This is a genomic window from Nonomuraea jabiensis (genome assembly GCF_014204795.1).
GTDB lineage: Bacteria > Actinomycetota > Actinomycetes > Streptosporangiales > Streptosporangiaceae > Nonomuraea > Nonomuraea jabiensis.
Genome location: NZ_JACHMB010000001.1, coordinates 5,981,535 through 6,000,752 on the forward strand (window position 1 = coordinate 5,981,535; position 19,218 = coordinate 6,000,752).

Annotated in this window: 19 protein-coding genes; 16 read left to right on the forward strand and 3 right to left on the reverse strand. The window is 70.1% G+C overall.

The genetic code is table 11. The features are described from left to right. Positions 1-33: 33 nt before the first annotated feature. From HD596_RS27610 to HD596_RS27660, 11 genes are all read left to right on the forward strand, one after another. Positions 34-2,292: a TOMM precursor leader peptide-binding protein gene (locus HD596_RS27610; RefSeq protein ID WP_185072218.1), complete on the forward strand. Its 2,259-nt coding sequence runs from the start codon at positions 34-36 to the stop codon at positions 2,290-2,292. Continuing rightward, positions 2,289-3,698: a SagB/ThcOx family dehydrogenase gene (locus HD596_RS64930; protein WP_185072219.1), complete on the forward strand. Its 1,410-nt coding sequence runs from the start codon at positions 2,289-2,291 to the stop codon at positions 3,696-3,698. The genes HD596_RS27610 and HD596_RS64930 overlap by 4 nt, the downstream gene beginning before the upstream one ends. Next, a complete protein-coding gene (locus HD596_RS27620) occupies positions 3,698-4,012 on the forward strand; it encodes a hypothetical protein (RefSeq protein WP_185072220.1) in 315 nt (104 codons plus the stop codon). The genes HD596_RS64930 and HD596_RS27620 overlap by 1 nt, the downstream gene beginning before the upstream one ends. Before the next feature lie 40 nt (positions 4,013-4,052). Further along, a complete protein-coding gene (locus HD596_RS27625; RefSeq protein WP_185072221.1) occupies positions 4,053-4,361 on the forward strand; it encodes a hypothetical protein in 309 nt (102 codons plus the stop codon). After that, a complete protein-coding gene (locus HD596_RS27630) occupies positions 4,358-5,275 on the forward strand; it encodes an ABC transporter ATP-binding protein (RefSeq protein WP_185072222.1) in 918 nt (305 codons plus the stop codon). The genes HD596_RS27625 and HD596_RS27630 overlap by 4 nt, the downstream gene beginning before the upstream one ends. Further along, entirely contained in the window at positions 5,272-6,075 is an 804-nt protein-coding gene (locus HD596_RS27635; RefSeq protein WP_185072223.1) for an ABC transporter permease, read from the forward strand. The genes HD596_RS27630 and HD596_RS27635 overlap by 4 nt, the downstream gene beginning before the upstream one ends. Beyond that, positions 6,054-7,247 carry a sensor histidine kinase gene (locus HD596_RS27640; protein ID WP_185072224.1) on the forward strand — a complete coding sequence of 398 codons (1,194 nt, stop codon included), beginning with the start codon at positions 6,054-6,056 and terminating at the stop codon, positions 7,245-7,247. Before HD596_RS27635 ends, HD596_RS27640 begins: the two co-directional genes overlap by 22 nt. Further along, entirely contained in the window at positions 7,244-7,882 is a 639-nt protein-coding gene (locus tag HD596_RS27645; protein ID WP_185072225.1) for a response regulator transcription factor, read from the forward strand. The genes HD596_RS27640 and HD596_RS27645 overlap by 4 nt, the downstream gene beginning before the upstream one ends. Positions 7,883-7,951: 69 nt before the next feature. Then, complete coding sequence (locus HD596_RS64935; RefSeq protein ID WP_185072226.1) at positions 7,952-9,082, forward strand: sensor histidine kinase; 1,131 nt, start codon at positions 7,952-7,954, stop codon at positions 9,080-9,082. Continuing rightward, a complete protein-coding gene (locus HD596_RS27655; protein ID WP_185072227.1) occupies positions 9,079-9,702 on the forward strand; it encodes a response regulator transcription factor in 624 nt (207 codons plus the stop codon). The genes HD596_RS64935 and HD596_RS27655 overlap by 4 nt, the downstream gene beginning before the upstream one ends. A gap of 356 nt (positions 9,703-10,058) precedes the next feature. Further along, positions 10,059-10,364 carry a hypothetical protein gene (locus HD596_RS27660; RefSeq protein ID WP_185072228.1) on the forward strand — a complete coding sequence of 102 codons (306 nt, stop codon included), beginning with the start codon at positions 10,059-10,061 and terminating at the stop codon, positions 10,362-10,364. An 18-nt stretch (positions 10,365-10,382) separates the two neighbouring features. Here the strand turns inward: HD596_RS27660 and HD596_RS65725 are convergent, their stop codons facing one another. Continuing rightward, entirely contained in the window at positions 10,383-10,682 is a 300-nt protein-coding gene (locus HD596_RS65725) for a transposase domain-containing protein (RefSeq protein ID WP_185072229.1), read from the reverse strand. 491 nt (positions 10,683-11,173) lie between these two features. Here HD596_RS65725 and HD596_RS27670 point away from each other — a divergent pair, with 491 nt between their 5' ends. The 5 genes from HD596_RS27670 to HD596_RS27690 all read left to right on the forward strand — a co-directional run bounded on the left by HD596_RS27670 (position 11,174) and on the right by HD596_RS27690 (position 16,609). Continuing rightward, the gene (locus HD596_RS27670) at positions 11,174-12,373 is read left to right on the forward strand and encodes an NAD(P)/FAD-dependent oxidoreductase (RefSeq protein WP_185072230.1); all 1,200 of its coding nucleotides are present in this window, start codon (positions 11,174-11,176) and stop codon (positions 12,371-12,373) included. Continuing rightward, on the forward strand, positions 12,370-13,263 hold the full coding sequence (gene sigJ / locus HD596_RS27675) for an RNA polymerase sigma factor SigJ (RefSeq protein WP_185072231.1): 894 nt from the start codon (positions 12,370-12,372) through the stop codon (positions 13,261-13,263). Before HD596_RS27670 ends, sigJ begins: the two co-directional genes overlap by 4 nt. Positions 13,264-13,435: 172 nt before the next feature. Then, the gene (locus HD596_RS27680) at positions 13,436-14,947 is read left to right on the forward strand and encodes an FAD-dependent monooxygenase (RefSeq protein ID WP_185072232.1); all 1,512 of its coding nucleotides are present in this window, start codon (positions 13,436-13,438) and stop codon (positions 14,945-14,947) included. A 760-nt stretch (positions 14,948-15,707) separates the two neighbouring features. Next, on the forward strand, positions 15,708-16,415 hold the full coding sequence (locus HD596_RS60485; protein WP_246556888.1) for a DUF5753 domain-containing protein: 708 nt from the start codon (positions 15,708-15,710) through the stop codon (positions 16,413-16,415). After that, positions 16,403-16,609 (forward strand): DUF397 domain-containing protein, encoded by a 207-nt coding sequence (locus tag HD596_RS27690; protein WP_185072234.1) that lies wholly within the window; start codon positions 16,403-16,405, stop codon positions 16,607-16,609. The genes HD596_RS60485 and HD596_RS27690 overlap by 13 nt, the downstream gene beginning before the upstream one ends. Positions 16,610-17,165: 556 nt before the next feature. Here HD596_RS27690 and HD596_RS27695 read toward each other — a convergent pair. Further along, positions 17,166-18,392 (reverse strand): IS701 family transposase, encoded by a 1,227-nt coding sequence (locus HD596_RS27695; RefSeq protein ID WP_185078758.1) that lies wholly within the window; start codon positions 18,390-18,392, stop codon positions 17,166-17,168. A 176-nt stretch (positions 18,393-18,568) separates the two neighbouring features. Then, positions 18,569-19,171: a hypothetical protein gene (locus HD596_RS27700; RefSeq protein WP_185072235.1), complete on the reverse strand. Its 603-nt coding sequence runs from the start codon at positions 19,169-19,171 to the stop codon at positions 18,569-18,571. Between the last annotated feature and the right edge of the window lie 47 nt (positions 19,172-19,218).

Below are 19,218 nucleotides of genomic sequence, written 5' to 3' on the forward strand. Positions count from 1 at the left end.
ACTGACCCGGGTGCACTGACCGAAAGGAACGCCATGGACGCCCGACCATCTTTCCGCCGCCACTTCAGGGTCGAGGTCATCGAGGGAGACGGGGTCTTCCTGATCAACGAGCGCGACACCCACGTGCTCACCGGCCGGTCGATCGAGGCGGTGGCCGGTCTGCTGGACGGCAAGCACACCGTCGACGACATCCTGGTCGCGGTGGAGCCGGACATCCCGCCGGAGAACGTCTACTACGTGCTCCACACGCTCAGGCAGCGCGATCTGCTGGTCGACGTCACCGAGGACGTGGAGCGCAGGGCGGCCGCCTACTGGGAGATGGCGGGACTCCAGGCGCAGGAGGCGGTCGCCGCGGTGCGCGGCGGACGGGCCGAGCTGCTCACCGTGGGGGACGTGCCGGCCGAGGAGCTGCGGAGCCTGCTGGTCGCCGAGGGGGTGGAGGTGACCGGCCCCGGGGAGGACGCGGCGCTGACCGTCGTGCTGACCGACGACTACCTGCGCGGCGAGCTGGCCGACGTCAACCGGCGGCACATGGCGGAGCGACGGCCATGGCTGCTGGCCCGCACGACCGGCCCCGTCCTCTGGCTGGGCCCCGTCTTCCAGCCGGGGGAGGGCGACGGCGGCTGCTGGCGATGCCTGTCCCAGCGGATGGAAGGGCACCGGCAGTCGCTGACGTACGTGGAGGACCGGCTGCGGGCCGGCCGCCCGCTGGCCCTGCCCGCCGCCGACCTGGCGCTGACCCGCGGCGCGGGCGTGCGGCTCGTCGCGGCCGAGGCGGCGAAGTGGCTGGCCGGGGCGAGGAGCCCGCAGCAGCGCGATCTGATCACCTTCGACACCATGCACCTCGGCGCCACCCGCCACGAGCTGCGACGCCGGCCGCAGTGCCCCGAGTGCGGCGACGCCGGCCTGATGGCCGCGGCCGCGCACTCCCCGGTCGAGCTGCGCTCGCGACCCAAGACCTTCACCGCCGACGGCGGCCACCGTTCCCGGCACCCGGAGGACACCGCCGAGCGGTACGCCCACCTGGTCAGCCCCGTCACCGGCGTCATCCGCGAACTCACCCGGATGGACACCAGAACGCCGTTCGTCAAGGCGTACGTGGCCGGGCACAACTTCTCCCGGGAGACCCGCGACCTGTCCATGCTGCGCAAGGGCCTGCGGACCCAGAGCGCCGGCAAGGGCATGACCGACCTGCAGGCCAAGGTCAGCGCCATGTGCGAGGCGATGGAACGCTACTCGGGAATCTTCCAGGGCGACGAGGCCCGGCGCACGGCGAGCCTGCGGGAGCTCGGCGCGGACGGCGTACACCCGAACTCCTGCTCGCTCTACAGCGACGCCCAGTACCGCACCCGCCGGGAGGTGCGCGCCACCAACAGCTACTCCTACGTCAGCGACCCCTTCGACGAGGACGCCGCGATCGAGTGGACGCCCGTGTGGTCGCTGACCGAGCGGCGGCACAAGTACCTGCCCACCGGCTACCTGTACTACTACTACAACGACTCCCGTTCCACCGGCCCGCTCTACACCTGGGCCGACTCCAACGGCAACGCCGCCGGCTCCTCCCTGGAGGACGCCGTCCTGCAGGGCTTCATGGAGCTCGTCGAGCGGGACGCGGTGGCCGTGTGGTGGTACAACCGCGTGCGCCGGCCCGCTTTCGACCTCGGCACCTTCGCCGACCCGTGGATCGCAGAGTTCCAGGAGGTCTACGCCGGTCTCGGCCGCGACCTGCACGTGCTCGACCTCACCAACGACCTCGGCGTCCCGGTGGCCGCCGCGGTCAGCCGCCGGGTCGACGGGCCGACCGAGGACATCCTCATGGCCTTCGGCGCGCACTTCGACGTGCGCATCGCCGTCCAGCGCGCTCTGGCCGAGCTGAACCAGTTCATCCCCGCGGTCATCGACGTCGGCGCGGACGGCGTCACCCGTTACCGGTTCCCCGAGCCCGACCAGATCGACTGGTGGACGAACGCGCGCATCGCCGACCACCCCTACCTTTCGCCCACCACGACCTCCGTGCCCGCGTCCGCCTACGAGCGGCCGGCCACCTCCGACCTGCTCGACGACGTCGAAGCGGCCCGCGCGCTGGTCGAGGAGCGCGGGATGGAGATGCTCGTGCTCGACCAGACCAGGCCCGACATCGGCCTGCCGGTCGTCAAGGTCATCGTGCCCGGCCTGCGCCACTTCTGGCGGCGGCTGGCCCCCGGCCGCCTCTACGACGTGCCCGTACGGCTCGGCTGGCGCGCCGAGCCCACCCCGGAGGAGCAGATGAACCCCATCACGATGTTCCTGTGACCGGCGTTCCTGTGACCGGCCCCGCGGTCCCCGCGCCCCTGCCGATGGTGGGCCTGCGCGAGGACGCCGTCGTCGCGTCCGCGGACGGCGTCCTGACCATCGCCCAGCCCTTCGGCGCGGTCACCCTGCGCGGCCTGCCGCAGGCCGTGGAGTCGCTGCTGCGCGAGCTGCCCGGCACGCTGGCCGACCAGGACGCTCTGGCCGAGCGGCTGCTCGCGGCGGGCGGCAGCAGCCACGACGCCGCCCTGCTGTACCTGACGCTGTCGCGGCTGAACCCGGTCCTCGTCCACGCGGTCGAGCCGCTGCTGCGGGTGGTGCCCATCGCCCGCGACGCCCGCTTCCGGCCGCCCGCCCTCGCCCCCGGCGACACCGTGCGCCTGTCGAGGTTCGCGCTCGTCCGCAGGGCGGAGGAGGGACTCGTCCTGGAGTCGCCGCTGTCCCGGCACCGCGTCACGCTCGCCGAGGACGCCATGCCGCTGCTCGCGGCGCTCGGCCGCCCCGTCATGGTGAAGGAGGCGCCGGAGGCGATCGGCCACCTCGTCGCCGCCGGCATGGCCTTCGCCGGGGACGCCGAGGAGCGCGACCCCGCGCTGCGCTCGTGGGACTTCCACGACCTGCTCTTCCACGCCAGGAGCCGGGCGGGGCGGCACGACCAGCCGTTCGGCGCGACCTTCCGCTTCCTGGACGAGACGCCGCCGCCACCGGTGATCAAGCAGCCTCCCGAGGGCGCCGCCGTCGAGCTGTACGCGCCCTCCCTGGAGGAGGCCGCGGCGGCCGACCCGCCGTTCACCACCGTGCTGGAGTCGCGCAGATCGGTGCGCCAGTACGCCGCCCCGCCGACGGTCCGGCAGCTCGGCGAGCTGCTCTACCGGGCCGCCAGGGTCAGGCGCGTCTTCGGGCCGGCGCCCGGCATGCCGTACGAGGCCAGCAGCAGGCCCTACCCGGGCGGCGGCGCCGTCTACGAGCTGGAGCTGTACCTGACCGTGGCCCGATGCGAGGGCCTGGACAGCGGCGTCTACTACTACGACCCGCTCGGGCACCGGCTCGTCACGCTCCCCGCCAGGGACGAGGACGCGCGGGCGATGCTGACCGCGGCGAGCCTGGCCACGGGCGGGACGGCCAGCCCGGACGTGCTGATCACCATCACCTCGCGCTTCCAGCGCATGTCGTGGAAGTACTCCTCGATCGCCTACGCCGCCACGTTGAAGACCGTCGGCGCGCTGTACCAGACCTTCTACCTGGTGGCCACCGCGATGGGCATGGCGCCCTGCGGGCTCGGCAGCGGTGACGCCGACCTGGCCGCCCGCACCCTCGGCCTTGACTGGGCCACCGAGTCGTCGGTCGGGGACTTCCTCGTCGGCGGCGCCCCCGCAGAGTCCGATCCGCACAGACAAGGAGAGCGTTGATGGCCGAAAGCATCTACATCCTGGGGGACGAGGACCGCAAGAAGTTCGCCCGGCTGGTGGCGGCGGCGTGGCAGGACGCCGACCTGCGGGGCCGCTACGAGAGCGACCCCAGGGCCCTGCTGAGCCAGTACGGCATCGCCTACCCCGAAGGCGTGCCCACGCCGCCGCTGCCGCCCAAGCCGGAGGGCGAGTTCGACATCACCGACCTGGAGACCGCCGCCGGCACGTCCGCGCCCAGCTCGGTCAGCACCGTACTCACGCTCACCACCATGACCGGGCCGAGCGTCCCCAACACGGCAGGCGACACGTTCTGACCCGATCGCGCTCGTATCCACGCATAAAAGGAGAGCTCTGATGGCTGAGAGCAGGTACGTCTTCGGGGACGAGGATCGCAGGAAGTTCGCCCGGCTGGTGGCGGCGACGTGGCAGGACGGCGGGCTGCGGGGCCGCTACGGCGGCGATCCCAGGGCCTTGTTGAACCAGTACGGCATCGCCTACCCCGAGGGGGTGCCCACGCCGCCGCTGCCGCCCAGGCCGGACGGCGAGTTCGACATCACCGAGCTGGAGTCGGCCGCCGGCTCCGTGGCCTACACGACGGACGGCACGGCCAGCTCGATCGGCACCGCCCTGTGCGGTTCGGCCTGCTTCGGCGACCCGCAGTGAGCGACACGGTGATCGAGGTCCTGGGACTTCGCAAGCGCTACGGCGATTTCACCGCCGTGGACGGCGTCTCCTTCGACGTCCACGCGGGGGAGGTGTTCGCCCTCCTCGGCACGAACGGCGCGGGCAAGACCACCACGATCGAGATCCTGGAGGGCTACCTCAGGCCCTCCGGGGGCACGGTGCGGGTGTTCGGCGAGGACCCGGCGGGACACCGCGCCCCGCGCGCCAGGATCGGCCTGGTGCTGCAGGAGTCCGGCCTGTTCGGCGACCTGTCGGCGGCCGAGACGGTGGCCGCCTGGAGCAGGTTCACCACCGGCGCCAGGCCCGTGGCCGAGGCGCTGGAGCTGGTGGGGCTGTCCGGCCAGGCCCGGACGCGGGTCAAGCGGATGTCCGGCGGCGAGCGGCGCAAGCTCGACATCGCGCTGGCCACGCTCGGAAGCCCCGACCTGCTGTTCCTCGACGAACCGACCACGGGGCTCGACCCCGAGGCCCGCCACCGGGTCCGGGACCTGGTCAGGGACCTCGCGGCCGGCGGGATGACGGTGCTGCTCACCACGCACTACCTGGAGGAGGCCCAGGAGCTCGCCGGCCGGGTGGCCATCATGGACAAGGGCAGGATCGTCACCCAGGGCACGATGGCGGAGGTGCTGGGCCGGGGCTCGGGCCGGGTCGCCTTCGAACTGCCCGACGACACCGCCCTCGAAGGGCTGCCGGTGGGCGAGCGGGACGCGCTCACCGTGACCGGGCGGCGGTGCGTCATCGTCACCGCCGAGCCCGAGTCGGTGGCCCACGCCGTGCTCGGCTGGGCGCACGCGCGCGGCGTGCGGCTCAGCGGCCTGGACGTCCGCCAGGCGACGCTCGAAGAGGTCTTCCTCGACATCGCCGGCGCGCACGGGGAGGAGGTCAGGACGTGACCGCCTACACGATCGCGCACTTCCGGCTCACCCAGACGCTGTTCTGGCGCACGCCGGTGTCGGTCGGCGTCGCCCTGTTCTTCCCCGTCGTGTTCGGCGGGCTGATGCCGCTGATGCTGCCGGGCGGGACCAGGGACGGGGCGCCGGTCGATGTCGCCATCATGACCGGCGTCATCGTGATGGGCATCGCCAACCTGGGCTTCATGACCCTCGTGGAGTCCTTCGTGGCGCGGCGGCAACAGCTGATACTCAAGCGGCTGCGCGGGACGGAGCTGCCCGACCTCGCCATCTTCGGCGGGGAGATCCTCACCGTGCTGTCGATCGGCCTGCTGCAGCTCGTGCTGATCGTCGGCCTGGCCAGGGTGATGCACGGCGTCGCGCTGCCGGACAATCCCGCCCTGCTGGTCGTCACGGTGCTCCTCGGGCTCGCGGTGTTCGCCGCGATGGCCGTCGCGGTGAGCGGCAGGATTCCCGCGCAGGGCTCCACGGTCGTGGTGAGCCTGCCGTTCCTGCTGCTCGCCATCGGCCTGTCCGGGTTCGCCTACCCCGTCTCGGCGTTCCCCGGCTGGTTGCGGATCGTGTCCTCCTTCCTCCCGTTCGGGCGGGTGGCCGAAGGGGTCAGCACCGCCTATCTCGGGCGGGACTACGTGGGACACGCGGGAGCCGGCGTGCCCCCCAAGGTGGGGATCCTGGAGGGCTTCCTGGTCATGTGGCCGGGGTGGCTCGTCCTGGCCGCCTGGCTCGTCCTCTCATTGCTCGCCGCGAGAAGGTGGTTCAAGTGGGAGCCTCGCAGAGGCTGAGGGGCGTCGGGCCGGGCACCGTACGGCTGGCCCGCGCCACGGCCGGGGTCTTCCTCGTCGGCATGGCGGCCTTCGCCGCCGTGCCGCTCGCGGAGGCGCTCGGCGCCTACTCCTCCGTCAGGGTCGCGACCGCGGTCGTCCTCATCATCGGCCTCACCGGCTGCTACCTGTGGCTGGCGGTGCGGGCCGTGCTCGACCGGGGTTCGCGGTGGGATCTCGCGGTGCTGGCCGTGATGTGCGTGCTCGCCCTCGCCGTGCCGTTCGCCGCCGGGCCCACCTGGCTGAGCGTCGGGTTCATGCTGCCGCTCGCGTTCGCGGTCACGCTGCGGGGCCGGTGGGCGGCGCTGGGGTTCTTCGCCTCGCTGGCCGCCGGCCTGGTCCTGCCGGCCTCGCAGGACCTGAGCTGGGTGCTCTTCGGTTCCCTGCAGAACCTGCTCACGGCCGGCGCGCTCGCGGGCCTGACCATCTTCGCGACCTTGCTCGCCGAGTTGCAGCGCACCCGCGAGGAGGCCGCCAAGCTCGCCATCACCGAGGAGCGGCTCAGGTTCGCCCGCGAGCTGCACGACGTGCTGGGGCACAACCTGTCGGTCATCGCCATGCGGACCGAGCTGGGCATCCGGATCCCGCCCCAGGAGATCGGGCGGCTGCGCCGCGAGCTGACGGAGATCCACGACATCGCCAGCCGCTCGCTGCACGACGTGCGGGCGGTGGTCAAGGGCTACCGCGAGATGTCGCTGGAGAGGGAGCTGAGCGGGGTGCGCCGGGTGCTGGAGACCGCAGGCGTACGATGCGACTTCGCCGAACTGCCGCCCTCGCTGGCGCCGGAGGTCCGCGTGGCGCTGGCCTGGGCGGTGCGCGAGGCGGCCACCAACCTGCTGCGCCACAGCGACGCCACGGTCTGCCTGCTCGGGGTCGAGACCGACGGCGACCGCATCACGGTGACCGTCGCCAACGACGGCGTGCGCCCGGACACCGGCTCCCTCGCCACCGGCGCCGCCGTTGCCGAGGCGGCCGTGGGCGGGAGCGGCCTGGCCGGGCTCGACGAGCGGCTCGCGCAGGTGGGCGGGAGCTGCGGGCGGCACACCGAAGACGGCTGGTTCACGCTGTCGCTGGACGTTCCCGGCCGCCTCCCGGCGGCCACACTCACCTCTGCTACAGGAGACCGGAGATGATCAAAGTTCTGATCGCGGAGGACCACGACCTCATCAGAGGTGCCCTGATCGCCCTGCTGTCGGAGGAGCAGGACATCCGCGTGGTCGAAGAGGTGTCCAGGGGCGACGAGATCGTGCCCGCCGTCGTCGGCTCCAAGCCGGACGTGGCGCTGCTGGACATCGGGCTGCCGGGCATCGACGGCCTGGAGGCGGCGGGCCTGATCAAGGAGCTGGAACAGCCGCCGCCGGTGCTCATCCTCACCAGCGTCGGCACGCCCGGCAACTTCGAGCGGGCCATGGCCGCGGGGGTGCGCGGCTTCCTGGTCAAGGACGCGCCCGCCCACCGGCTCACCGACGCCATCCGGGTGGTGGCCAGGGGCGAACGCTACATCGACTTCGACGTGGCCGCCGACGGCGGCGAGCAGGAGGTCAGCGCCAATCCGCTGACCGCGCGGGAGATCGCCGTGCTGTCGGCCGTCGCGGCCGGTGGGCGGGGCAGCGACCTGCGCAGCACCTTGGGGCTGTCGATCCACACGATCAGGAACTACCTCGCCGCCGCCCGCCTGAAGACGGGCGCCCGCACCGACGAGGACGCCGTGCGCATCGCGCGGGCGAACGGGTGGCTGAACGAGGGACCGGTGGCCGCCGGTAGTTGATTCGCGGGCCAGGAAGGCGTCACGATCGGTACGAAATCATGATGCATCCTGACATATGGGAGTCCACCGGTGGCTCAGGACAGCGAAGCGCAGGTCAGGTGGTTGACCACGGCCGTCGTCGCGGTCACCGGGGCGCTGTGGGGGCTCACCCCGCTCGCCTTCCTGCTCGACGGCGATCCGCGCCGGGCCCTGGTGGCGCTCGTACTGCTGGGAGGGCTGCTCGTGGTGTACGCCAGGATCGTCGCCCGGCACATCGCGGGCACGAGCCAGGGGCCTCACCGGGCGCGGACCTTCCTGCTGTTCGCCGTCGTCGTCTACGGGGCGATCCCGTTCCAGGGATCGGTGTGGATCTACACGCCGCTCATCGTCGCCACCGCCGGACTCCTCCTGCTGCCCTTCCGGTACGGCGTCATCGTGCTCCTGGTGGTGGCCGCCGCCGAGTACCCGCTGACGCTCGTCGAGTGGGGCCCCCTGGCCTCCTCCGCGGCGCAGCGGAGCGCCGGGGTGCTCGTCGCCGCGGTGGTCGCCGCGGGCATCGTGCACTACGCGAGGTTCGTCCGGGAGCTGCGCGAGCTGCGGGTCGCGCTGGCCGAGATGGCCGTGGACCAGGACCGGCTGCGGCTGGCGGGGCAGCTGCACGACCTGCTCGGCCAGACGCTGGCGTCGATCACCCTGAAGACGGAGCTGGCCCTGGCCCTGGTCGACGTGGACCGCAAGCAGGCCGCCGCCGAGCTGGAGGGCACGATCGCCATCGCCGGCGAGGCGCGCGCGGAGATCGGCGACGTCGTGGAGGCCAAACGCTCGCTCGACCTGGGCGCGGAGCTGACGGCGGCCGCCGCGCTGATCGAGCTCACCGGCGCGACCTGCGACCTGCGCCTGGGCTTCAAGGAGATCGACAAGGAGACCGGCGACGTGCTCGGCTGGACGGTACGCGAGGCGGCCACGAACATCGTCAGGCACAGTGACGCCCGGCACTGCCTGATCGAGCTGGACGAGGTCGACGGACGCGTCCAACTGCTGGTGCGCAACGACGGCGCCCGCGGCGAAAGGGACCATCAACCCGGTTCGGGGCTCGCCGGGCTGCGCCGGCGGGTGGAGAAAGTGGGCGGATCCCTGGAGGCGGGCGCCACCGGGGAAGGCGTGTTCCAGATGCGGGTGTGCCTGCCCGCCGTACACGATCGGGAGAGTGGTCACCGGTGATTCGCGTCCTGCTCGCAGAGGACCACGGCGTCGTCAGGGGCGCCCTGACAGCTCTACTGAACCTCACGGGCGACATCGAGGTCGTGGCCGAGGCCGACCGAGGTGACAAGGTCGTCCCGCGCGCCCTCGCCTGCAGCCCGGACGTGGCCGTCATCGACATCGAGATGCCGGGCGTCGACGGCGTCGAGGCCACCCGCCGTCTCAGACCGGCGATGCCGGACTGCCGCGTGCTCATCCTCACCGGCCTCGCCAGCGCCGCCCTGCTGAAGCGGGCGATGGAAGCGGGAGCGAGCGGATTCCTGCTCAAGGACGCCCCCACGGAGCGGCTGGCCGAGAGCATTCGCCGCGTCTCCCAGGGCGAGCGGGTGATCGACGCCTCCCTGGCCCTGGCCGCGATGAGCGCCACGGTGACCCCGCTCACCGAACGGGAGGTGGCCGTGCTGGGGCTGGTCGGGTCGGGCGCCAGCACCGGCGAGATCGCCGCAGAACTGCACCTGTCGGCGGCGACGGTCCGCAACTACATCTCCAGCGCCATCACCAAGACCGGCGCCCGGAACAGGACCGACGCCGTCCGCATCGCCGCCGAATCCGGCTGGATCGAAGGCCTCCGCCACCCCTGACCGCCCCTCGCCCCACCGACCCTCGCCCATCCGGCACCCCCATCCCGGGAGCGACCGGGCGCGGCGAAAGCGCGACGACAACGCCACGACAACCCCACGACAGGTCCACTTCCTAACGTGTCCGTGCAAGGGGGACCCGGTTCGACACGGAGGGGAAAACACATGCGTGGAAGGCAACTCACCCTGGTCGTGGCTTCGGCGGCCGTCGTCACGGGGGCGCTCCTGACCGCCCCGGCCGCAGCGGGGGCGGCGACGACCACGGGCACGACAGCGACGACGGGGCGCGGGCGGCGGCAGGGCCGATCGACTGCGGCGGCTGGTGGCACTACACCGGAAACAACCCGCAGTCCGTACGGATGGTGCGGTGGGGCGGCGCCAACGGGCGTCCCCAGTTCAACGTCATGTCCGGCTACATCCAGGGCATCCAGCACGGCTGGGCCCAGCTCTCCGGAGCCAAGAAGGGCGACTGGGTCACGCTGGACGTGACCACCGACGGCGGCAGGACGTGGGGCTACTGCGGGCCGTTCGAGGCACGCTGGGACGGCGAGATCGTCATAACGCCGGCCGCGCGCACGTCAAGCGACCCGAACCTGAAGTTCCGCGCCTGCGGTGCTCCGGCGGGAGTCCCCGGCAGCCGGGCGGTCTGCACGACGCCCTGGTGATCTGACCCGGGGGACACGTCAGTGAGAGGTTGAGTGGCGTTGCGGGCGCGGCGCCGGCCCTGGGGCGCCTGGCACCGGGGCCGGCATGCCCGTCAGTTTCCCGGCGACGTGCTCGTGGTCGTCGCCGGGGGAGAGGCACAACGCGATCACCAGGTCAACGGCCAGCTGCGTGGGGAGCTTGCGAACGCGACGCTCCCGGCATCCGTGCGTGGCGATGGCCGCGTCCAGGACCTGGCGAGGGATCCCCGAGGTCAGCGCGCCAACCGCGACCAGATCCGTCAACCACCCCGAACCGCCTGCGTCACCCGGCAAGATCACCGGGCGACGCTACCAGCAAGATCGCTGTGTAAACGGCATTCGAGCGCTTACCGGTCTCCTAAGCGGGTGCTGCAGGCTCGAATCCTGCCGGGGGCACTCGTCTCGATCAGGCAAAACAAGCCCCTGACCAAGCGAAACATCGGTAGGGGTATCCGACGGTGTACGGCTACCGCCGATCGTTTGCGGACGATCCTTAACAATGCCTTCCCACGGGATGCCCCGTCGGAGTCACGGGGTCCCGTCGAAAGATCCTCGCCGAGCGCGAGTACGTCGTCGGGGGACGATCCCCGCGCCGGCGGGGGTCCCGGCGTCAGCTTCCGCGCGCGTGCACGGCGATGCCTGGATCGGCAACGCGGTGGGCCGACGGCGGCGAGGTGGTGCTGGATCAGCCGCGGGCTCTGCCGCGAGCACGTGTTCCGCGCTCCTGGGTGGAGTGACGCACGTCACGTCGGGTCCTGTCACGTCGCTCCGACCCCCGGTGTCTTGAGGGCATGACCGAACACAACACCTCCCACAAGGTCGTGGTCATCGGTGGCGGTTACGCCGGAACGCTGGCGGCCAACCGTCTGCGGATGCGCGACGACGTCGACATCACCCTGGTCAATCCGCGCCCGGAGTTCGTCGAACGCATCCGGCTGCACCAGTTCGTGGCCCGTACCGGCGACGTTACGATCGACTACGACACGCTGCTCGGCGAGGGCATCCAACTGGTCGTCGACAGCGCAACGCGCATTGACACCGCCGCCCGCACCGTGCGGCTGGCGTCGGGCCGCGCGCTGGACTACGACTACATCATCTACGCCGTCGGCAGCACCGGCGCAGTCCCGTCGGTGCCAGGCGCGGCCGAATTCGCTTGGCCCATCGCGGAATTGGAGTCCGCGCAGCGGCTGCGCGCCAGGCTGGAGGAGCTGCCCCTCGATGCTCCGGTCACCGTGGTCGGCGGCGGATTGACCGGCGTCGAGACGGCCGCCGAACTGGCCGAACAAGGGCGCAAGGTCACGCTGGTGTGTGGCCGGACCCTGGCGCCCTACCTCAGCGCAGGGGGGCGCCGATACGTCGCCAAATGGCTGACCCGCCATGGTGTCGCCGTGCTCGAGGGCGGCGCGGTGACCGAGGTTCGGCCGGACGCGGTCGTCCTGGCCGACGGTTCTGCCGACAGCGTGGTGCGTCCGAGCGCACTGACCATCTGGACGGCCGGTTTCGGCCTGCCGGAGCTGGCGGCGGCGAGCGGGCTGCGCACCGACGCGCTCGGCCGGCTGCTCACCGACGAGACGCTGACCAGCATCGACGACGACCGCATCGTCGCGGCCGGCGACGCCGCCGCACCGTCGGGCCAGCCGCTGCGGATGAGCGGCTACGCCGCAGGGCCGCTCGGGGCGCAGGCCGCCGACACCGTGCTGAGCCGCATCGCGGGGACCGAACCGGCGGTGATCAACCTGGCCTTCACAGGCGCGTGCGTCAGCCTCGGCCGGCACGCCGGCATCAGACAGATCGCCGGTAAGGACGACACCGCGGTGAACATCTACATCCCCGGCCGCATGGGCGCAATAATCAAGGAAGTGACCTGCAAGTTCGTGGTGTCGAAGAGGATCCGCGGTGAGGCAGGCAAGCCAGGTTCCATGGGCTGGCCCAAGGGCGGCCCGCGCCCCGAACAGCTGGCCTCCGCTGCACGGGGGGTCACCTCCCCGTGAGCGCCGACGAGCACGCCGAGCGATTCACCGTGTTGCGGCCGCTGCTGTTCACCATCGTGTACGAGATACTCGGCTCGGCGACCGAATCCGACGACGTGCTGCAGGACAGCTATCTGCGGTGGGCCAAGGTGGATCTCGCGACGGTGCGGGACACCAAGTCATATCTGGCGCGGCTGGTGACCCGTCAGGCGCTCAACGCCTTGCGGGCGAGCACGCGCCGTCGCGAGGAGTACGTCGGCTCCTGGCTGCCCGAGCCGCTGCTGCTGGAGGAGAACGACGCGTCGGCCGATGTGGTGCTCGCCGAGTCGGTGTCGATGGCGATGCTCGTGCTGCTCGAAACGCTCACCCCCGATGAGCGCGCGGTGTTCGTGCTGCGCGAGGTGTTCGGGTTCGACTACGACGAGATCGCCGCAGCGGTGGGCAAGTCCGTGGTGACGGTGCGCCAGATGGCGCACCGCGCCCGCGGGCACGTACAGGCGCGGCGTAAACGTTTCGACCCCGTCGACGCTGGGACGACCACGCGGATCACCGAGCAGTTCATGTCCGCGGCGGCGACCGGTGACATGGAAGGGCTGCTCTCGCTGCTCGCGCCGGACGCCACGTGGACCGCCGACAGCGGCGGCAAGGTCACCGCGGCGCGCCAGCCGGTGGTGGGCGCGGAGAAGGTGGCCGGGCTTGTCATGGAACTGTTCCGCGCGGGACGGGTGCCGGACGCGCGGATCGAGATGGTCAACTGCAACAACGCGCCCGCGATGGCCGCCTACGACGGCGATCACCTGGTAGGCGTCTGCCTGTTCGAGGTTGGCGACGGGAAGATCACCAACTTCTACGTCATTCGCAACCCGGACAAACTCCTCGCATTGACGGTTCCGCGTCAGATCAGCCGGTAGGAGTCGGCAAGCCGCAGCGCAGTAGGTCGCGATCGCGCATGTCTGGCGCAGGCGGAGTTGCCGCTGCAGACGCGGCGCGGCAGGTGACACGTCCTGTGGCGATCGACGAACGCGTCTCTCCCCCTGCGCGTGTGTTGACCAATTCGACTGAAGGATGACCAAGGAGTTGACCATGACCGATACACAGGTAGTGATCGCCGGAGCGGGGCCGACCGGGCTGATGCTCGCGTGCGAGCTGGGGCTCGCCGGGATCGACGTGCTCGTCCTCGAGCGGCTCCCGGAGCCTCGAACGGTGGAATCGCGGGCCGGAGGCCTGCACATCCGCACGATGGAGGTGCTCGATCAGCGGGGTCTGCTCGACGGGTTCCTCGAACGCGGACGGCCGAGGCAGGACGTGCACTTCTCCGGACTGGGTCTCGACTTGTCCGATATGGCGACGCGATATCCGTACGCTCTGCTCATCTTGCAGGCCGAGGTGGAACGGCTGCTGGAGGAGCGCGCGGCGCAGTTGGGGGTACGGCTGCGCCGCGGCGCCGAGGTGACGGGGTTCACCCAGGACGAAACGGGTGTCACGGTGGAGCTCGCGGACGGGTCGCGCGTCCGGGCGGACTACCTCGTCGGCTGCGACGGGGGCCGCAGCACCGTGCGCGGGCTCGCCGGCATCGAGTTCCCCGGCACCCCGGCCACGATGACCGCGATGCTCGGCGACGTCGAGCTCGCCGAGCCGCCCGGGGCCGACATCTTCCAGGAGCGGCGCGAGCACGGCAGATTCTCGGTGCTGTCGTACGGTCCGGGCTGGTACCGGGTGCTGACCAACGAGTTCGATCACGTCGCCGGCCGGGACGAACCGGTGACCCTGGAGACCCTCCGCAAGGCCATGCTCAAGATCGCCGGTACGGACTTCGGGATGCACTCACCGCGCTGGCTCTCCCGGCACGGCGACGCGGCACGCCAGGCCGACCGTTACCGCGTGGGCCGGGTTCTCCTGGCCGGCGACGCCGCGCACGTCCACTTCCCGGCGGGCGGTCAGGGCCTGAACACCGGCGTGCAGGACGCGGTCAACCTCGGCTGGAAGCTCGCCGCCGTCGTCCGTGGCCACGCCCAGGACCTGCTGCTCGACACCTACCACGCCGAACGCCATCCGGTCGCCGCCCGCGTCCTGCACAACACCCGCGCCCAGACCGCACTCTGGCGGGTGGACGACCACACCTCCGCTCTACGCCAGATACTGGACGATCTCATCGGCATCGACGAGGTACGGCTGCGCCTGGCAGGCATGATCACGGCAACCGACCTCCAGTACCCGATGGAGGGGACCGACGACCTTCTCGGCCGCCGGATCCCGGATCTCGACCTCGACCGCGGCCGCGTCTACGAACTCCTGCACCGCGCCCATGCGGTTCTGCTGGATCTTGGCGGTCTCCCACCGCTCGACAGCGTCGTCACCGGCTGGGCGGACCGAGTGGATCTCGTTCGCGCCCGTCCTGCCGAGGGCTCCGATCTAGGCGTGGACGCCGTATTCATCCGTCCCGACGGACATGTCGCCTGGGTGACCCGCGCCGGCGAGCGGCCAGACTTCGACGCGCTCCGGACCGCCCTCACGACGTGGCTCGGCCCGGCCGGCCTTGGCGGTGCGCACGTACACCACCGGCCCGCCCCGCGGGCCACGCCAACCCCGGATTAGTGCACAAATCCCGCCCCAGCCAGCTCATCTGGGCTGTCCTCGACCCATGTCCTTGCCACCAGATCGAGCCCATGACGTTCTAGCGCTGCTGCTGCGCCCCGCCCGCCGAACCAGGCGCTGTACGCGTTCTCGACTCCCCGGACCCTTCGTCTCGATCTATCAGAGTGCACCGTGGAGGTCGCTGGCCGGGAACTCGTGGTTGGCGACGTGATGCTGTGTCGTCGCCACGCGTGTCGTCGTCGCGGACCCAGAGAGCGCCTTGGAGGCGCTCGATCCCGGCAGGGCCGAGGGCCATGTGGTGAGCCTCCGGCCCGAGGGCAACGAACACTTCCTTGCCTTCATGCCGGCCAAGTGGCCCAGCGATCACATGGTCTGTAGTTCCGACGCCGTGGGGTCGACCGGAGTTGACCGAGCCCGCGGCCCGAACGGAATCCGAGCCTTCCCAACGACGGTAACCAACGTGTCATCTATGACAAAGACGCAGGTGGACAGCATGATCGAGCTCTGTAGCTCACTGGACTCCTAAAGCGGGTCCGCAGACATCCGATCTGCCTAGAGTGTCAAATCCTTGGCACTGGCGAAGCCTTCAAGATCGGTGCGCGGGATTATGGACGGATGTCTGGGCCAAGAATCCGCGTCGCTGCCTACGTCCTCCGCTACCGGTCCACCCCGGAGCTCCTTGTCTTCGATCATGTCGACGCACCCGAAGCCGGCACCCAAGTGCCGGCGGGAGGGGTCCTGCAAATCACTAAGCTCCCGAATGCGATGTCACACCTCCCTCATCAGCCACGTCGAAAGAGGGCGACGAACGCCAACGCTTGAGTTCGCCGAGGCTGCGGATCGAGCCTTCGAACTCGACGGCCACTTCGTACACCTGTACAGGCAGATCTCCCAGTCACCCGCTCTGGGCTGGTTTGCGCGATGGGTGGAGGAGATAGAGCCTCAGGCGGTCATCCTTCAATCGTGGGATCCGCTACTGGTTCCGGGATTGCTCCAGACTCCGGAGTACGCGCGAGCCATCTTCTCGACGACATCACCTCCTGACCGCGTGGAGGACCGAGTCCAGGCTCGAATGCGACGCATGCAGATCTTCGACGGGCCGAGCCCTCCAGCGTTCCTTGCGCTGATCGACGAGAGCGTGCTCGATCGCCCTATCGGAGGACCGGCAGTCCTCCTGGACCAGCTTCTCTACCTGCAAAAACTGTCGCAGCACCCGCGAATCACCATCCAGCTGGTGCCCGTGGCGGCTGGATGTGTAGTCGGCATGATCAGCGCATTTGCGCTCGCCCGTCTACGCGACGGCACTGAGGTGGTGTCGGCAGACTCGATCCTGTCGGGCCACGTCACCGGCGATCACGATGCAGTAGCGCAACTCAAGGTGAGATATGACAGCATCAGAGCGGACGCACACCCACAAACAGTCTCACAACGGGCAATAGGGGATGCGATAAGGAAATGGTCAAAGTGAACTTGGATCAAGCGGAGTGGCGTAAGGCGGCTGCCAGTGGCGATACCGGCCAGTGCGTCGAAGTGGCAACCAACCTGCCGAATGTCGTAGCCGTACGTGACAGCAAGAATCCGACTGGGCCTGCGCTGGTCTTCACCCGCGATGAATGGAAGGCTTTCCTCCACGGCGTCACCCACGGCGAGTTCGACGTCTGATCGTCCAGAACCCCTCGTGGTTCCACTGCTTGTTACGCGTGGGCTGCACGGGCGTAGCCGGCGGCCCTGTCCGCCGGTTGCGGTCCGTGGTTCAGCGCCGCTGAGGGTTTGTCGGCTGTCACTTGGCACACGCCGTACGGGCCGCTGCTCTTCGCTTCTCGCACCACCTGGCCGTCAATCTTGATGCGGCATTCCACTACGCCCTCAGTGCCGGCGTTCTGCACTCCTAGGGTGCCATGTAGCGGACTGATCGCCGCAGAAGGAAACCAACGTCAGCGTAAGACCGCTCGCCAACAGCACGCCATCGCAATCTCGTCCCCCGCATAAACCGCCCGTTGCATCCTGTGCAACGAGACGAGGAACCATCAAGGGCTCCGGCCATCCGAGATGACGTTCTACTAGTAGCAATCGGGGACCGCACACGAATCGTGATCGTTTCCCGATGCCTTCACAGAGAGGAATATGCGGCATAGCTTTGGCGACAAAGCAGCAGGTGGGAGGCGGGATCAGCCTCTATGGTTCATCGGGCTCCTAATACTCCAGTGACATTTCGCGATCATGACTCAGATCTGCGCTGGTAGTGACAGCGTCGGGCGGTGGCTTGGTGTCGGCGGCGCCAGTCTGACCAGCGCAGGACATGGGTGATCGAGCGGTGCCAGGTCAGCACGAGTACGGTGAGCAGCCGGCGGATCTCGGGCAGTGTCAGCGGGATGCGGTCCTGGTCACTGGGTGGCTGGGCGGCGGCGACGGCCACCAGCAGGGTCAGCGCGAGCATGGCCAGGGTGATGTGCCGGTGCCAGGCCGTCCAGCCGCGTACCTGGTAGTGGTCCAGCCCGACCTGGCCCTTGGCGGCTTGGAAGGACTCCTCAACCGCCCATCGGATTCCGGCGATCTTGACCAGGGCCATCAGGGGCTGCCGGGTGGGCGCGTAGCAGCGGTAGAACGCCAGCTCGCCGGTGGTCAGGTTGCGTCGGATCAGCAGCCACCGATATCCGTGGGCCTCGCTTTCGTTGATCCGTGCCCAGGCCCAGGCGTACCAGCGGGGGCCCTTGGCACCTTGACCGGCGCGGTAGCGGTGCCAGTGCCGATCGGACACTCGCATGGCGACCTCGGCCGCGCTCACCTGGGCGCCCTCGAGTTCGACCCGCCGGTTGCCCGCGATGGCCAGCACGTACCCGATGCGGCGCGCTTCCAGGGCGGCGCGCAGGCGCGGGTCTTGCCCGTAGACCTCATCGCCGGTCACCCAATGGGCAGGCACGCCGGCCTCGAGGGCGGCCAGCACCATGGCCGTGGCCAGGGCGGGCTTGGTGGCGAAGGCGATCTCGTCCGGGACACCTGCCGCGAGGCAGCGGCCGGGGTCGGCCAGCCAGGTGTGCTCGGGCACGTAGAGCCGCCGGTCCAGCAGCGCGCGTCCCGCCGGGGTGGCGTAGGCGAGGAACACACCGATCTGGCAGTTTTCGATCCGGCCCGCGGTGCCGCTGTATTGTCGCTGCACCCCGGCCGAACCGACGCCCTTCTTGACGAATCCGGTCTCGTCCACGATCAGCACGCCGTCGGGATCGAGCCGGTCGACGGTGAAATCGCGGACGTCATCGCGCACCGCGTCGGCGTCCCAGCGGGCGGTGCGCAGCAGCCGCTGTAGCGCCTGCGGCCCGGTCAGCCCGGCGTGTTCGGCCAGGTTCCAGCAGTTCTTGCGGTCGATGTCAGCCAGCAGCCCGCGTACATGGGCGGTTGCCGCACGCCGCGGTTCGACGCGGCCGAACCGGCCGGCGATCCGAGCCATCAGCTCGTTGAAGATGACCATCCAGCCGTCAGGGTCTACGCTGTGGCTCGCGGCCACCGCACGATCTTTGGTTGTTCTCACAAACTCCGAATGATCACGCGGTGGCCGTCGCCATGTGACCCCAAGTCCTCAAGATCGCCAAGTGTCACTGGAGTACTAAGCCTCTCGAGAAACGCTCAGCGGCCCCAGGCTTCTGCTGGAACGTCGTAGCGAACCCGGGTCGAGGAGAACCACTCCCGGTCGAGGAAGCGCCCGGTGATCCGCCCTGCCATGCAGAGAAGGAGGTGAAGTTCCTGCGTGCTGGACATGCCGAGCTCCAGCTCGAGTCCTTCCGCGTAAACCGCGTACTCGGGCACGCTCACCGGGGCGCCACCGCCGACGTACGGCGGATCGATCTCGTTGACGAGCGCGCCGTCCTGATACAGGTACAGGTGGTCGAGCTCGCTCAGTCCTCCGTTGTAGAACATGGTGAGCAGCCGCCGTCCTCCCACGCTGAGCGCCTTCGCCTCCGCAGTGGTGTGAAAGGCGCTGAGCCAGAGGATGTGGGTCCAGCCGGGCGCATGGGGCCCGATCCAGACCACCTCGTCGTCCAAGGACTGCTCGTACCGGGTCATCGCCTCGGCGAAGCCGCACTCCACGCGCGAGCCCGGATCCACCCGCAACCGCCGCGCCACTTCCTCCGGGTCGTCGCCCTCGACCCATATCCCGGCGAACCCACTGCTCAGGCCGAATTCCCGTAAGAGGTCCCACTGATTCTCCGGGGGCAGCAGCCCGGCCATGTCGCCGTCACAATCTCCGCCGAGCCGGCGGATGCCTTGGGGAAGGG